This window comes from Acinetobacter sp. YH01003 (assembly GCF_013420525.1).
Taxonomy (GTDB): Bacteria; Pseudomonadota; Gammaproteobacteria; order Pseudomonadales; family Moraxellaceae; genus Acinetobacter; species Acinetobacter towneri.
Map to the genome: position 1 here is coordinate 110,768 of NZ_VOXY01000002.1, position 15,136 is coordinate 125,903.

12 protein-coding genes are annotated in these 15,136 nt (G+C 42.5%); 5 read left to right on the forward strand and 7 right to left on the reverse strand.

The window, feature by feature from the left end:
- Positions 1 to 36 precede the first annotated feature (36 nt).
- Together murI and FTT70_RS03920 are read right to left on the reverse strand one after the other, a co-directional pair.
- Positions 37 to 912 carry a glutamate racemase gene (gene murI / locus FTT70_RS03915; protein WP_004975969.1) on the reverse strand — a complete coding sequence of 292 codons (876 nt, stop codon included), beginning with the start codon at positions 910 to 912 and terminating at the stop codon, positions 37 to 39.
- 46 nt (positions 913 to 958) lie between these two features.
- Complete coding sequence (locus FTT70_RS03920) at positions 959 to 1,570, reverse strand: DUF1285 domain-containing protein (protein WP_004975967.1); 612 nt, start codon at positions 1,568 to 1,570, stop codon at positions 959 to 961.
- 195 nt (positions 1,571 to 1,765) lie between these two features.
- Between FTT70_RS03920 and FTT70_RS03925 the strand changes: the two genes are divergently transcribed.
- Positions 1,766 to 3,478, forward strand: coding sequence for an electron transfer flavoprotein-ubiquinone oxidoreductase (locus FTT70_RS03925; RefSeq protein ID WP_180168308.1), 1,713 nt, complete (start codon positions 1,766 to 1,768; stop codon positions 3,476 to 3,478).
- A 409-nt stretch (positions 3,479 to 3,887) separates the two neighbouring features.
- Positions 3,888 to 5,021, forward strand: coding sequence for a hypothetical protein (locus FTT70_RS03930; RefSeq protein WP_180005823.1), 1,134 nt, complete (start codon positions 3,888 to 3,890; stop codon positions 5,019 to 5,021).
- A 137-nt stretch (positions 5,022 to 5,158) separates the two neighbouring features.
- Here FTT70_RS03930 and FTT70_RS03935 read toward each other — a convergent pair whose 3' ends face one another.
- The 3 genes from FTT70_RS03935 to tusA all read right to left on the reverse strand — a co-directional run bounded on the left by FTT70_RS03935 (position 5,159) and on the right by tusA (position 8,262).
- Positions 5,159 to 6,619, reverse strand: coding sequence for an autotransporter outer membrane beta-barrel domain-containing protein (locus tag FTT70_RS03935; protein ID WP_154321098.1), 1,461 nt, complete (start codon positions 6,617 to 6,619; stop codon positions 5,159 to 5,161).
- A 20-nt stretch (positions 6,620 to 6,639) separates the two neighbouring features.
- Positions 6,640 to 7,278 (reverse strand): hypothetical protein, encoded by a 639-nt coding sequence (locus tag FTT70_RS03940; RefSeq protein ID WP_180168309.1) that lies wholly within the window; start codon positions 7,276 to 7,278, stop codon positions 6,640 to 6,642.
- 726 nt (positions 7,279 to 8,004) lie between these two features.
- Positions 8,005 to 8,262 (reverse strand): sulfurtransferase TusA, encoded by a 258-nt coding sequence (tusA, locus tag FTT70_RS03945; protein ID WP_004975955.1) that lies wholly within the window; start codon positions 8,260 to 8,262, stop codon positions 8,005 to 8,007.
- Positions 8,263 to 8,459: 197 nt separating this feature from the next.
- Between tusA and FTT70_RS03950 the strand changes: the two genes are divergently transcribed.
- Both FTT70_RS03950 and lnt read left to right on the forward strand, forming a co-directional pair.
- Positions 8,460 to 9,299 (forward strand): CBS domain-containing protein, encoded by an 840-nt coding sequence (locus FTT70_RS03950; protein ID WP_004975954.1) that lies wholly within the window; start codon positions 8,460 to 8,462, stop codon positions 9,297 to 9,299.
- The gene (gene lnt, locus FTT70_RS03955) at positions 9,296 to 10,852 is read left to right on the forward strand and encodes an apolipoprotein N-acyltransferase (protein WP_004975952.1); all 1,557 of its coding nucleotides are present in this window, start codon (positions 9,296 to 9,298) and stop codon (positions 10,850 to 10,852) included. Before FTT70_RS03950 ends, lnt begins: the two co-directional genes overlap by 4 nt.
- 133 nt (positions 10,853 to 10,985) lie before the next feature.
- Here the strand turns inward: lnt and gspG are convergent, their stop codons facing one another.
- On the reverse strand, positions 10,986 to 11,420 hold the full coding sequence (gspG, locus tag FTT70_RS03960) for a type II secretion system major pseudopilin GspG (protein ID WP_019836048.1): 435 nt from the start codon (positions 11,418 to 11,420) through the stop codon (positions 10,986 to 10,988).
- Positions 11,421 to 11,496: 76 nt separating this feature from the next.
- Positions 11,497 to 12,702, reverse strand: a complete 1,206-nt coding sequence (gspF, locus tag FTT70_RS03965; protein WP_179988488.1) for a type II secretion system inner membrane protein GspF — start codon at positions 12,700 to 12,702, stop codon at positions 11,497 to 11,499.
- A gap of 152 nt (positions 12,703 to 12,854) precedes the next feature.
- Between gspF and FTT70_RS03970 the strand changes: the two genes are divergently transcribed.
- Positions 12,855 to 15,077: a primosomal protein N' gene (locus tag FTT70_RS03970; protein ID WP_004975947.1), complete on the forward strand. Its 2,223-nt coding sequence runs from the start codon at positions 12,855 to 12,857 to the stop codon at positions 15,075 to 15,077.
- The last annotated feature ends 59 nt before the right edge of the window (positions 15,078 to 15,136 follow it).

The following is a 15,136-nucleotide window of genomic DNA, read 5'->3' on the forward strand; positions in this document are numbered from 1 at the left end:
ATGCCTTTCCCCAATCATAAAAAAATTATCTTAAAGTCAGTCCACAGTACTCACATTTGCGATACTCCAAGAAATATTGCCTGGAATAAGATGCTGCAACACGGGCTTTAATTGTTCTGCATTGTTCCCGCTGACATAACACGCAATTTGTAAAGTATCTGCCAAACTTTGTTCAAATAATAACTCATTTTTAATTAAAATGCGGGAAGTTTGACGCGCAACGGCAATTCCTGAGTCAATTAATGTCAGTTTCTGACCAAAAATGGACTCAATCGCAGGTTTTAGGAAAGGATAATGGGTACAACCGAGCACCAAATAGTCCGCGCCCTGATCGACCACAGGTTGCAAACTCTGCTGTAAGGAACTTAAACATGCCTCACTCATTTGCGCCCCTTGCTCAACAAAAGGCACTAAATCTAGATTGGTGACATTCAAGACTTGCACTTGAGCAGGAATCGCAAAACGCTGCATCACATCTTTAATAAGTTGTCCGCGAAAAGTCGCAGGCGTCGCAAGTACAGCCACAGTTTTGCTTTGGCTATTTAATACGGCAGGCTTTAAAGCAGGCACTAAACCAATAATGGGAAAATCTTCGCCGTAATGATCGCGCAGATAATCTAGACTAAAAGCAGAAGCAGTATTACACGCCACGACCGCAACTTTACAACCTTGTCGATATAACCATTCGATTGCAGCTGCAGTGAGTTCTCGAATATTTTGATCATCACGTGGGCCATACGGCACATGTGCAGTATCGGCATAATAAAGGATGCGCTCATTGGGCAAATATTCTGCAATTTCAATGGCAACTGACAAGCCTCCTATGCCCGAATCAAAAATACCAATTGGCGCACTGGCTTGTGCTTTTGGCATGGCTTGATTTAAGGGAGAAACAGGATGAATGGCTGTCATAGCAAGAGATTCAGCAATACAAAATGGGATGAATAAAGCTTAAACCTCAGCTGCTTAAATGCAAGTGCAAATCACCACTTTTCAACGATAAAATCGTTTCGCCCTGCGCATTTTCACTCAGCTCGCCCAATTCCACCAAATGTAAAAAAGCCGCACGCTGAATCAGGGCATTAATACCAAAACGCACATGCACATAAGGACGCAGCTCACCTGCATATTCACGCATAAAAATAGGATGCTCGGCATCAACAATCACAATATCCTGATGTGTAGTGATAAGTTGAATATAATTTTGCTGTCCGATTTCGACCACATCAACCTGATTGATGAACAAAGGCTCATCTTCTACCTGGATTTCAATTTGTTCCACTGGGGTTTTTAAATAAAACTTGCCCTGCTCTTTCCATAACACACTAGAAAACAGATCAACCAATGCCTGACGTTTGATCAATTGACCTTCGTGCCACCATTCTCCATTGGCTTTGACCAGCAAATCCATTGCTCCACAATGCTTTGGATGCCATTGCTCCAAAGGAGGGATTGATCTTTTGTGACCTGACTGTCCAGTTTTTATATATTGTGCAATGTGCATTAAATTTTTATTATCAGCCGTAGCTACATTTTCTGTCGGTTTGATTGAATTATCGTCATGCTTCATGCTGCAGTACCTTACTGACGGAAAAATAATACGATTCAGCCAATTGGCTAAGACTCGGTTTAAAACTATACTAGCTCACAATACTTACCCATACTGTAAAAGACACGATTAAATTTGTGTCTGGCAACTAAAAATACTCATGGCAGCACCGTTGCTTGATGCGGTTGCCACCTTCAATTATATGAGGAGTCCTACATGGAACACATCGAACGTGAATCGATGGAGTTTGACGTAGTCATCGTAGGCGCAGGCCCTGCGGGTCTTTCTGCTGCGATCAAAATTCGTCAACTTGCAATTGAAAACAATTTAAATGATCTGTCCGTTTGTGTGGTCGAAAAAGGCTCTGAAGTTGGTGCGCATATCCTTTCGGGTGCAATTCTTGAGCCTCGCGCCATCAACGAGTTATTTCCTAACTGGAAAGAAGAAGGTGCGCCTTTAAATGTGCCTGTGACTGAAGATAAAACTTTCTTCTTGATGTCACCTGAAAAAGCTCAGCAAGCACCGCATTGGATGGTGCCTAAAACCATGCATAACGATGGTAACTACGTGATCTCGTTAGGCAACGTGGTGCGTTGGTTAGGTCAAAAAGCCGAAGAATTAGAAGTTTCTATTTTCCCTGGCTTTGCGGCATCTGAAATTCTTTACCATGCCGATGGTACGGTTAAAGGCATCCAAACTGGTGACATGGGCATTGGTAAAGATGGCGAGCCAACGCATAACTTCACACCGGGTTATGAACTACATGCCAAATACACCATTTTCGCAGAAGGCTGTCGTGGTCATTTAGGTAAGCGTTTAATCCAACAATTCAATTTGGATAAAGATGCCGATCCGCAACACTACGGGATTGGTATTAAAGAACTTTGGGAAATTGACCCTGCAAAACACAAACCAGGTTTAGTCATGCACGGTGCAGGCTGGCCATTAAGTGAAACAGGTTCTTCAGGCGGTTGGTGGTTATACCACGCAGAAAACAACCAAGTGACTTTGGGTATGATTGTGGACTTGTCGTATACCAACCCACACATGTATCCATTTATGGAAATGCAGCGCTGGAAAACTCACCCTCTAATTAAACAGTATCTAGAAGACGGCAAGCGTATTTCTTATGGTGCACGTGCTGTGACCAAAGGTGGCTTTAACTCATTGCCAAAATTCACCTTCCCAGGTGGTTCTTTAATTGGTGATGATGCAGGCTTCTTAAACTTTGCCAAAATCAAAGGCTCTCATACCGCCATGAAGTCTGGCATGCTTTGCGGTGAAGCAGTATTTGAAGCGATTGCTGCAGGTGTCGCAAAAGGCGGTGACTTGGCGATTGCTCGCGTAACTGAAGGCGAAGATTTCTTTGTGAAAGAGCTAACGGCTTACACTGAAAAATTCAACAACAGCTGGCTGAAAGAAGAACTTTATAGCGCACGTAACTTTGGCCCTGCAATGCATAAGTTTGGTCAATGGATGGGTGGTGCGTTTAACTTTATCGACCAGAACGTGTTTAAAGTACCATTTACTTTGCATGATTTAGTGCCTGATTTCAGCGCACTCAAAACTGTAGATGCAACCAGCTTTAAACCGAACTATCCAAAACCAGATGGCAAGCTGACTTTTGACCGTTTATCTTCAGTGTTCGTATCGAATACCGTACATGAAGAAAATCAGCCAGCACACTTAAAGTTGACAGATACCTCTATTCCAGTGAACGTAAACTTACCTAAATGGGATGAGCCTGCACAGCGCTACTGCCCTGCGGGTGTTTATGAAATCATGGAAAATGATGATGGTTCAAAACGCTTCCAGATTAACGCAGCCAACTGTGTTCACTGTAAGACTTGTGACATTAAAGACCCATCACAGAACATCACTTGGGTAACACCTGAAGGTGGCGGTGGTCCGAATTACCCGAATATGTAATTGCGAATCGCAATTGAGAAACCCAAAAGCAGTGCCTCGGCACTGCTTTTTTTATACACAGTTTACAAAATGACCAAGGTCTCATAATCCCTTACATTTTTCAGGTATTTCTCTATTCAAAAGCAGGCGATTGAATAACTTTCCTTGTTATGCTGTTTTTGCTTATTTTTTATCTTTTCTATTTTTAGTTTTTTATTTCGTTTTTTTCAGACTTGAACAACCGAAAATGTTGTTTTGTCAGCTTTTATACAATGCTATTCGGCATTTTATGCAGCACTTAGCACGGTAGCAAAATGTTGTAGATGCTGACTAAAACTGACTTGAGTGGAGTATAAAGCAGTACTTTGAGTTTTATCTTGCTCAAGCATTTGGTTGTTCTTCTTATTTTCATTAGAAGAGGAATTCCAACATGCTTAATTTAACAGACACCCTCAACCAACTTAAAAATGTGCAGGCACAACCTGCAGTCAGCTTATTTCTACCCACACATCGTACCTTTCCAGACAATCAGCAAGATGTGATTGCTCTTAAAAACCAACTTAAACAACTCGAAGAACGCCTGTTGGCAGACTATGACAAACGTCTGGTGGCACAAATTTTAGAACAGATTCATCATCAAACCAAAGATTTGAATCCCAACTACCATTTAGACAGTCTGGCTATTTTTGCCACAGCCGACAGTGCACAAGTACTGCGTCTGCCATTCCCTACCCAAGAACGTATTGTGATTGATCAACAATTTTCAGTGCGTGATTTTATTCGTGAGCTATCTTATGCAGTGCAATACTATGTGGTAGTGATCAGTCGTGAAATTGGACGTCTGATTAAGGCCTCCAATGATCGTGTAATCCATGAGTTTTCTGTAGATGACAGCGACTTGAATGAACGACTGCCACATGGTGCATTTCCTGTTCAAAATGATAACTTATATAGCACCAGCGGTGCAGAACGTGCCACAGCCGCCAATGAAGACCGTTTACTCAAAGAGTTTTTAAACCGTGTCGATAAAAATGTGCAAACTGTACGTGCCAGTGAGCCATTGGGCTTGGTCATTGTGGGTGATCGACGCAATATCAGTTTTTATGAATCTATTTGCGACCAACCCAATGCCATTATTTTCAGTGTAGATAACGTCACTCAGCTAGAACAAGGCAGCGCACAACACATTATTGACAGTATTCAGACCGAGCTAAAAAGCCATCAACAACAATTGCATCAGCAACATGCGCAGCAACTGGATGAACTCTATGCCAGTGACCGTGTTGTGACCGATCTGCAGCAAATTTATCAGGCAGTGTTGCAAAATAATGTCGATACTTTATATGTTCAACAAGGCTACATGCAGACGGGTTGGGTCGATACCGACCAGCAACGAATTTATCTAGATCAAGCGCACGCACCTGACAGCGCACAAGCCACAGACGATGTGATCAACCATATTATTGATGCAGCACAGCAACACGCTGCCAATATCGTATTTATTCCTGCCGATTATTTACAGTCCAAAGCACCACTGACTTTAATGAGTCGCTATGCGGTCTAAAACTCAGTCCATTTGACTGTGATCTAAAAAACAGCCATGCAGATTTATCTACATGGCTGTTTCAATCAAGATTCAAACTTCTCATTCATACGCAAATCTACGCTTTTTCATGACTTTCTCATGAATAAAACGATCAATTAGAATCGAGTCGTTACCGCCAACTGTACCCGATGACTGTCGCTATGTGATCGCCCGCTATATTCATAATTCAAATTGATAAAACTATGTTGTCCAAAGTGAAGTTGTGAACCTAAGGCAGCATGATATTGACCTTGATCGGCATGCCATGCATCAAACTTCAGTTTCTCCGCTGTGCCTACATAATGGGTATCTAAATATGCTTTTTCCTGAATCGGTTGGCTGTAATACAAGCTGCCTTGCAATTGCCATGCTGGATTCAACTGGTAATTGGCTTGCAAACCTGCACCAAAATTCCAGCGCTGCATCACCAAATCATCTAAGCTGTTGACACCATCCTGCTGAGTTTGTTCGGCATGAACATAATGTTGGAACGAAGCGTCTAAATACGGTTGAATCTGCATTTTTTGACTGAGTGGATAGCTATAATCTAGACGCAAACCTGCGGCATACATTTGTCCATCAAACTGTATTTTTTGTGCTTGAGCATGACCACGCTGCGCGTCAACATCCACCTGCATGCCTTTTAACCATGCCGCGACACTTAAATCACGATTAAGCTGCTGTGCTGTCCCCATAGTTAGTGCATAGGCTTTGCTCTGACTGCTATTTTTTGAGCCTGTTTGTACGGCATCATCTAAGTTCAGTTGACTGAAATCGGCCTGCGCTGCCAAGGTCATCCCTGCCAGTTTTGTTGCCACACCAACACCTTGATGATGACTACGGCGCTCACTATTTAAGCCGACATAATCCATATCATAACTTTGGTAATCACCCGAAAACCAAAGCTGTTTGGGTTGTGCGGTTGCCAAACGCTGTGCAAACTGACGTTCTTGCTTGCTGCTTTCTTCTGCGACATTTAAAACGGTATTGGCATAAAAACTTGGATCAAGTTGATGAAACAGTTGATTCAATGCCTGCGTAGAAACTGTACTTTCAGCAGCATTGCTATAACGTATAGTTTGAGCAAAATTGTTAAATAAGCGATTGGCAAAAACTTTTTCAGCATCTTCCAGCGTTTCTAACTGTTGTTTCTGATCAAGACTTGCTAAAACTACATCTAAATTACGGGCAACCTGAGTACGTCCTTCAAGTTCAGCAGCAAGAGCCGCCACCGTTTCAGTCGATTTACGCTTTGCCGTAATCACCACATCGGTATTGATTGTATCTGCCGCACGTACAGGCTCGCCCGTTGCATTCAGTTCAGGACGATAACTAACTTGTGTCAACTCAAATAATGGATTGCTTGAGCGATAAGCATCGAACTCACGCTGTACGCCTTGTTGCGCACGTAATACGGTAGTTTGTGAACCTTGTGCAGTAATAAGTGGCTGATCAAGTGGCACTTCATCAAACAGGTTCAAAGTCCCTGCCAAATTGGCGGTTCCCGTTACCGTCAGCAAATTGCCAAAACGTGCTTTAAAACCCGCATGTTGCTGCTGATCTGCAGCAATCTGCATCGAATAGTTGCCTGTGATGGTTAAATTGCCTTCGTTTCAAGAAATGCACTGTCTGTTTCGACTTCTAAAATGTTTTGTGAAGGTTCAGGTTCTTGAATCGCACTGCCCATCTCGATGTCAGAGGTATCTTGTGGTGCTTCAATATCTTGAATTGCACTATCGACCAAAACGGTGTCGGTTAAAGCAGGCTCTACTGCAGGTGGAGCTACCACATCGACAGGTTGCTCTGCTTCTGACGGAGGTGATTCAAGTGTAGGTATCGTATTAGGCTGATTGACATCATTATTTTCTAAAACGGTAGCATCATTGCTGTCTAAAAGTGAATCTTCAGTTGGTGATGTATTGCCATGATCTGTACTGCCACCACTCAAACCACCGCCATTGGATGATGCATCGCCATGATCTAGCTCTAAATTCACAGGAGGTTGATCGGTAATGGGTGCAGATGGTGCGACAGGTTGCTCTACTCCGCTGCCAATGCCTTCATTTGTAGTCGGTTGATCTTCTTGGCTGACATTTTCTGCCCCCAACACATCAGTGACTTGAACCGTGCTTGACTGAGAGCCTGAACCCGATGAACAGCCTGAGATACTCATGGTCAATAAACACGCCACACTCAGTGGCTTTAAAGAAAAGTTTTGCTTTTTATCTAAAATCATACCGTACTCAATCAAAATGATGATAACGCAAGATTTATTGATGATTGATCACGTAAAAAATTAAGCAGATTTTGCTCAGTCTAAATGGCATATTTTTTTAAGATAAAGACAATCAGTTAAGTCCCCCAAAATTATTTTTCTTAACTTGACTACTTTAATGCGACAGCTTAATCAGCTTTTTCAGCCTTATAAAACATAAACACTGCCATATAACATTCAAACCAAGCAAAACCCCAAATCTGCTTAATTTTATCCCCAAATGTTCTGCAATCGAACTCAATAAACTGATCGCATTATAGGCTAATTTTTCCATATATTAAAAAATATTTAAAATAATTTTGTTAAAAATCAATAACTAAACAATAGACTAAACTCACACTCTAAAAATTATTTCTTATACAACACACAGAGCTTTGTTAGATTTTGCACAAGCACACAACTTGCCCTATAAATGCAGAAAAGTTGAAAAGTCCCTTAAAAAATGTGTAGCAGATAACGCAACTCGTGGATCGTTTCGCCATTTTTTAACTCAAACTGTGAAGCAGGTTGGATTGATGCAAAATTGATGAAAAATTAAAAATAAAGTTGAACGTCATGGCTAAAAACACAAAAGGCATATTTCAACTTGCATGAATTGCAAATGAAATATGCCTATATGGATCACATGACTATTTTATCGTGTTTAAATTATAGTGTTCTAAAAGTGCTGAGGCTAATTTTTGCCTATTAGCCTTTTTTCACCAAATAATGAAATTCTTTATTGCCCTGCTCATCTAAGCGTTCTTCTTGCAATAACAACTCATGCCCCAAATGCATGCAAAATTTTGGAATATCCCAAGACGTCGAATTGTCAGTTGCAAACACTTCAACCACATCGCCAGACTTAGATTTGCGAATGGCTTGATGCAGCATCATCACAGGTTCAGGGCAACGCAAACCGCGGGTATTCAGTTGAATACTAGGTGTGACAGGAAGTTCAGACATGCACAGACTCGATATTAAAACATCGGGCTAGTTTAGCATAAAGCGCAGCCTTGTTTTATGTGTTCCCGCTACGCACAGCAACACATCTCGTGACGTAATTGCCGTCATTTTCTCCCAAGATTAGCAATAGACAACTGTATTTTCTAAGGTATGATTAAGCTAAGTTTTTTAGATATAAAGAGTCTTTAGGAAAGATCATGCACGAGGAATCAGGCCCATCGTGGGGTATGCGTGGCCTAAGAAAATGGTTAGGCACTGCACCAGAAACCCGCGATGAATTGCTAAAATTAGTACAAGATTCACGTCGTTTTTTAGAACCCGATACGGTGGCAATGCTCGAAGGTGTTCTGGATTTACCTGCCACCAAAATCCGTGAAGTCATGACCCCACGTACCGCCATGATTAGCTTACAAGAAGATGATGAGCTACTCGACATTTTGCATGTACTGGTCGAATCGGCACATTCACGTTTTCCTGTGTTCTCATCTGACCAACCCGACAACGTGGTGGGGATTTTATTGGCAAAAGATTTATTGCCTTTACTGACCGAACAAAGAACCAAAGTCGATATTCGCGCCTTAATGCGTCAGCCGTTATTTGTGCCTGAAAGTGCTCGTTCAGACCAAGTATTGCGTATGCTCAAAAACACCCAAACCCATATTGCAGTGGTGATTGATGAGTATGGCACCACTTCGGGCTTGGTTACTTTAGAAGATATTTTAGAAGAAATTGTCGGTGAAATTGAAGATGAACACGACAATATTGACGAAGAAGCAGAATACATCATCCCCGATCACGACCCAAAAACGGCAAATACTTGGTTAGTACAAGCACTTACACCAATCGAACATTTTAATAATGTTTTAGATGCAGATTTTTCTGACGATGAAGTAGAAACTGTGGGCGGTTTATTGCTTCAGGAAATTGGTTTGGTGAGTGATTTGCAAGGACAAGTGATTGTGATTGGCAACTGGGAGTTTACCATTCTTGAAGCAGATGCCCGCACTATTCATCTGATTCGAGCCGTACGTCAATGAGGACTTTTTTTTCCAAGCTGTCTAATCCTGCAGAACATCAACAACTGCCCTTAATTTATCCATTAATCATTGCCCTATTGGCAGGTGCAGTGTTTAGTTTGGCACTTGCTCCCTATCATTACTGGTGGATTGCCTTACTTTCACCTGCTTTGCTGTATGCGACTTTAAGCAAACGCACCCCGAAACAGGCCTTTTTGATTGGTTGGTCTTACGGGATTGGGTTGTGGTTTGTCGGAGCATTTTGGCTCTATACATCCATTCACGTCTATGGCGACACCAATGCCTTTTTAAGCGTGCTGATGATTGTCATTATGGCGCTGTTGATGGGTTTGTTTACTGCCGTACAAACGTGGTTATATCGTCGGTTTTTCCCTGAAACACCACTGACTTTTGCACCGCTATGGGTATTTTTTGAATGGGCGAAAACTTGGGTCTTTACAGGTTTTCCATGGCTGTTTGCAGGTTATGCCTTCACCGAACGCTTTTTGGATAGCTATGCACCGTTGTTTGGTATTTTCGGGGTGTCTTTTGTGGTCATCTTGCTGGCCTGTGCGTTGGTTGAAGTCCTTAAAAAGCGTATCTTCTGGCTGATTCCATCGGCAATTTTACTTTTGGGTGCATGGGGTGCAGCACAACTCAGTTTTGTAACTGCAAAATCTGAAAAGCCACTCTCGGTTTCTCTGATTCAAGGCAACATTCCTCAAGACTTAAAGTGGCTCACCGAATACCAAATTAAGACCTTGGAAATTTATACCCGCTTGACCCGAACTGAATGGGGACGCGACATTATTGTTTGGCCTGAATCATCCATTCCAATGTTCCAGACCGATATTGAACCGTTTTTGGATGCCATGAAAACACAGGCTGAAAAAACGGGCAGTTCGTGGGTGACAGGTATTCCGTATTGGGACTTGCCTGAATCACAAGTGCAGCAACATCCAATGTATTACAACAGCATTATGGCAACGGGAGATGCGGCTGAAGGCTTGTATAAAAAGCAGCGTCTGGTGCCTTTTGGTGAATATATTCCGCTTTCAGGCTTACTGAGTTGGGTACTACCTGCGATGCAAAATGACCCATCCATGAGTGGTTTTTCACGTGGAGCGTCTGAGCAAAAACCGCTTGCAATTAAACAGCATCATTTGGGGGCAGCCATTTGTTATGAGGTGGCTTATCCGAACCTGACCCGCCGCAATGCTAGCCAAAGTGACTTTTTGGTAACAGTATCCAATGATGCTTGGTTTACGGGTACTGCAGGGCCATTGCAACATTTACAAATGGTACAAATGCGCGCCAAAGAAAATGGACGCTGGTTTGTTCGTGCCACCAATACAGGTGTGACCGCATTTATTGACCATCATGGGCATATTGTCAAACAAGCGCCAATGGATCAGGAATTTGTGCTGCGTGGTGATCTGCCTGCCATGCAAGGTCAAACACTGTATACCCAACTCAGCGATTGGCCTGTGCTGATTTTCTCATTGCTGTTGTTAATTATGGGGTGGATTTATCGACCACGTCAGGTGGATGTGTCGTTTAAATCACGTCGTTAATAGTACTGTTCAATAGTGCTTAGAAATGACCACTCTTAAAAAAACCGAGCATTAACTGCTCGGTTTTTTATGGAAATTGACTGAGTTAATCACTAAATCACGATATACAGACTCAGCCCATCTTCCATTTCCATTAAGGCTGATAATAAATATCGGCATCAGTGCCTTCACCGCCCTGCTGACCATCTGCACCAAAAGAATACAAGTCAAACGGACGACCTTCTGAACCCGGAATCACATATTGAATGTCATTATCCCAACTGTCTTTCGGATAGCCCCCTTTCACATAACCGCCTGGTAACCAGTTTTTAGCCGAAGCAGGCTGATTCACCAAGGCATCTAAACCACCATCTTGCATAGAGGGATATTTTTGATTATCAAGTTTGTATTGATCGAGTGCACCTGCCACACCTTTTAAGGTAATTACCGTGGTATCGACTTTGGCTTTTTCACCACGTCCCATTACATTCGGTACGATTAAAGCCGCCAACACACCTAAAATTACAATCACCACCATGACTTCAATCAGGGTAAAACCTGACTGTTTGCTCGATTGCTTCTGTTTCATTCAATCTCTCTCATTTATTGATATCAATTCGACATTTATTTTCGGTTCAGTCTGAAGAACCATGCTTTAAATTGATTTAAATCATATTGTTCATATTCACAATTGGCAGCATGACCGCAATCACAATCACCAATACAATACTCGCCATCAGTACCAACATCAACGGTTCTAATAGTGCCAAAAGAGTGGAAATAAGCGTAGTCACTTCACGGTCTTGCATGTCTGAAGCACGTGACAGCATACGGTCTAACTCGCCCGAAGCTTCACCACTTTTGATCATTTGTACCATCATCGGTGGGAAATAACCACTACGCTCCAATTGCGTCGCCAAGTTGCCACCTTCGGTGACTTTTTCTGCCGCCAAATTGACCGCATCTCGAATGACCCAGTTGTTACTGACCGCAGCACCAATTTTTAGCGCATCTACCAAAGGCACACCCGACTGAGTCAAAATAGACAAGGTACTGGCAAAACGCGCAGCATTAATCCCACGTGATAATTTTGCAAATAACGGCAACTTTAAGGTTAAACGGTCAAAGGCATAATGCCCTGCGGTGGTGCGTAAAAAACGCGCCAACAACAATACTCCGACCACAGAAACCACCAGTAAAAACGGCCATGCAACACGAATAAAGTCACTGGCTTTCATTAATGCCACGGTGATCCACGGCAAGGCATCTTTGCTCTGATCAAAGGTTTTAACAATATCGGGTACGACATAAGTCATTAAACCCATCACAATCGCAAAAGACATCAGCATTAAAATGATGGGATAAATCATCGCCCCTTGAATTTTTTTCTGCATGGCAAAGCGGTTTTCGGTGTAATCTGCCAATTGTTCCAGAATTAAATCCAAATGCCCCGAACGCTCGCCTGCGGCAATGGTGGCAATATATAAGTCTGGAAAACGCCCCGATTGTTGTAAAGCATTGGCCAGTGAATAACCTTCCAAAACTTTGGAACGCACCGACATCAGCAAATTTTGCACATGGGCTTTTTCACTTTGTTTACCCACAGCGCGAACGGCTTCTTCCAAAGGAATCGCAGCAGCCACCAAAACCGATAACTGACGGGTCAGCAAAGCCAAATCATAGGCGGTGATTTTTTTCTGAAACCATTGTTTGCCACTGTGTTTATCTTTTTGTTCAACGGTATCGACACTGACAGGAATCCATTCTTTGTCACGTAATTGCTGACGGATTTGTCGTGCAGAATCACCCTCTAAAACACCTTTTTGCTGCTTCCCTGAAGCGTCAATGGCAGTAAATTGATATGCTGGCATTGTAATGCTCTAATTTTCCAAAATTTCTTGCAACGCAGTTGCGTCTGACCACTAAAATCATTCATATTCTTAGATATAAATTCTGTGCTCACTCTAACACATGCCAAAGTCGAGCACGAAGCCATTTTTCACAGGACGATACGACTTTTTCTATGCCAGATTCCACTTTAGACCCACAGCCTGTTTATCGTATTCGAGTGGCTGTACCCGTATATCTTTACGACTGCTTCGATTATATGCTCAGTGCAGCACAATATCAGCAAGCAGAAGTGGGCGCGCGGGTCTTGGTTTCTTTTGGTCGGCAAAACTTGGTCGGAATTATTGTCGAAAAACTGGCACTCGACACCCCAATTGATCCACGTTTTAAACTCAAAGCCATTAGCGAACTGTTAGATGAGCAAGCGATTTTAGACCCTAAAGTTTTAACTTTGTTGACATGGTCGGCACAATATTATCAATTCCCGATTGGTGAAGTGATGCAAAGTGCCTTACCTAGCTTATTGCGCCAAGCCAAACCCTATAATTTATTGGCACGTACTTGGAAATTGTTGGATGCACATGCCGAAGCTAAAATTACACGCTCAGAAAAACAACAAGAAGCCTATAAAATTTTAAAGCTGCATCCTTCGGGAACTTCTGAAAATATTTTAAATTTGGCAGGCATTGAAACAGCAACCCTAAAAGCCTTGGCGAATAAAGAAATTTGCGCATGTGTTTTGGAAGCCCAAGATTTTAGCCCAATGCCAGTGACTTTGGCGCAAATGCCTTTAACCCCTAATCCAGATCAGAAAAAAGCCATCGACAGCGTACTTAAAGTACGGCAGCAATATAAGGCATTTTTACTGGATGGTTTAACGGGTAGCGGTAAAACTGAAGTGTACTTACACATCATGCATGAGGTACTAAAACAGGGCAAACAAGTGTTGGTGTTAGTACCTGAAATTGGTCTAACGCCACAAACCATTAGCCGTTTCCAATCGCGTTTTCACTGCCACATCGCCCTCTTACATTCAGGTTTAAATGATTCCAAGCGTTTGCAGGCGTGGCAAGCCGCACAAACGGGCAAAGCCTCGATTATTTTAGGTACACGTTCTGCGATTTATACCCCATTGCCAAATTTAGGCTTGATTATTTTAGATGAAGAACACGACCTGTCTTTTAAACAGCAGGAAGGTTTTCGCTACCATGCCCGTGATGTTGCGCTCTATCGTGCCCATCTGGAAAATTGCCCTGTTATTTTAGGTTCGGCAACTCCAAGCATTGACAGCTATGCACTAGTCGATCAAGGCAAAATGCAATGTCTGGAATTAAATCAACGCGCGGGCACGGCACTCATGCCCAAAATCCACCTAATTGATTTAAAAATTGCCAAAAAACAGCACGGTATTAGCCAACAATTGATTGATGAAATCAAAAAACGCTTGGCTAAAAAAGAACAAGTTTTGGTGTTTTTAAACCGACGCGGCTATGCACCCGTATTGATTTGTGAGAGCTGTGCATGGCAAGCCAAATGCCCGAATTGTGATGCCAACTTTACCTTGCATCATCAACCTTATACACATTTGCATTGCCACCACTGCGGTACGATTCATCGTAAACCTGAGCAATGCCCTGCCTGCAACCATGCAGAACTCAAACCAATTGGCATGGGCACTGCCAAAGTCGAAGACAGTTTAAACGAGCTGTTTCCCAATGTAGATGTGATTCGGGTAGATCGTGACTCAACCAGTCGTGTTGGCAGTTGGCAAAAAATTTATGACCGTATTCAACGCAGCGAACCACTGATTTTATTGGGCACGCAAATGCTGGCCAAAGGGCATCATTTTCCGTATGTGACATTGGTGGCAATTTTAGATATTGATTCAGGCTTACTTAGTGTGGATATTCGCGCACCTGAACGCACGGCTCAACTGATTGTGCAAGTGGCGGGACGTGCAGGGCGTGGTGAGCATAAAGGTGATGTTTATTTGCAAAGTGTGCGTCCTGATCATCCACTTCTCACCACATTGGTCGAGGGAGATTACCGCAAGTTCGCCAAACAAAGTTTAAAAGAACGCAAAGCTGCACAATTACCGCCTTATCGTTACAGTGCTTTGATTCGCTGTGAATCTAAAAGTCAGGAATTAAACCAGCAATTTTTACAACAACATGCACAATGGCTTAGAGAACATTCAGAACAATTAATTGAAATTTGGGGGCCGATTCCTGCGCCAATGGAACGTAAAGCAGGACGTTTCCATGCACACATGGTGTTGTTGTCTAAAGATCGGGCACGCTTACATTTTTATATCAGGAACTGGTGGCAAAATATGTTGCATGAAAAGCCATCCAGCATGAAACTAAGTTTAGATATAGATCCGCAAGAATTTAGCTAATACTGTAAATTGAAACTTAGCTGTATCAGCACTTATTTCAATAATCCACCGCTTTAAAC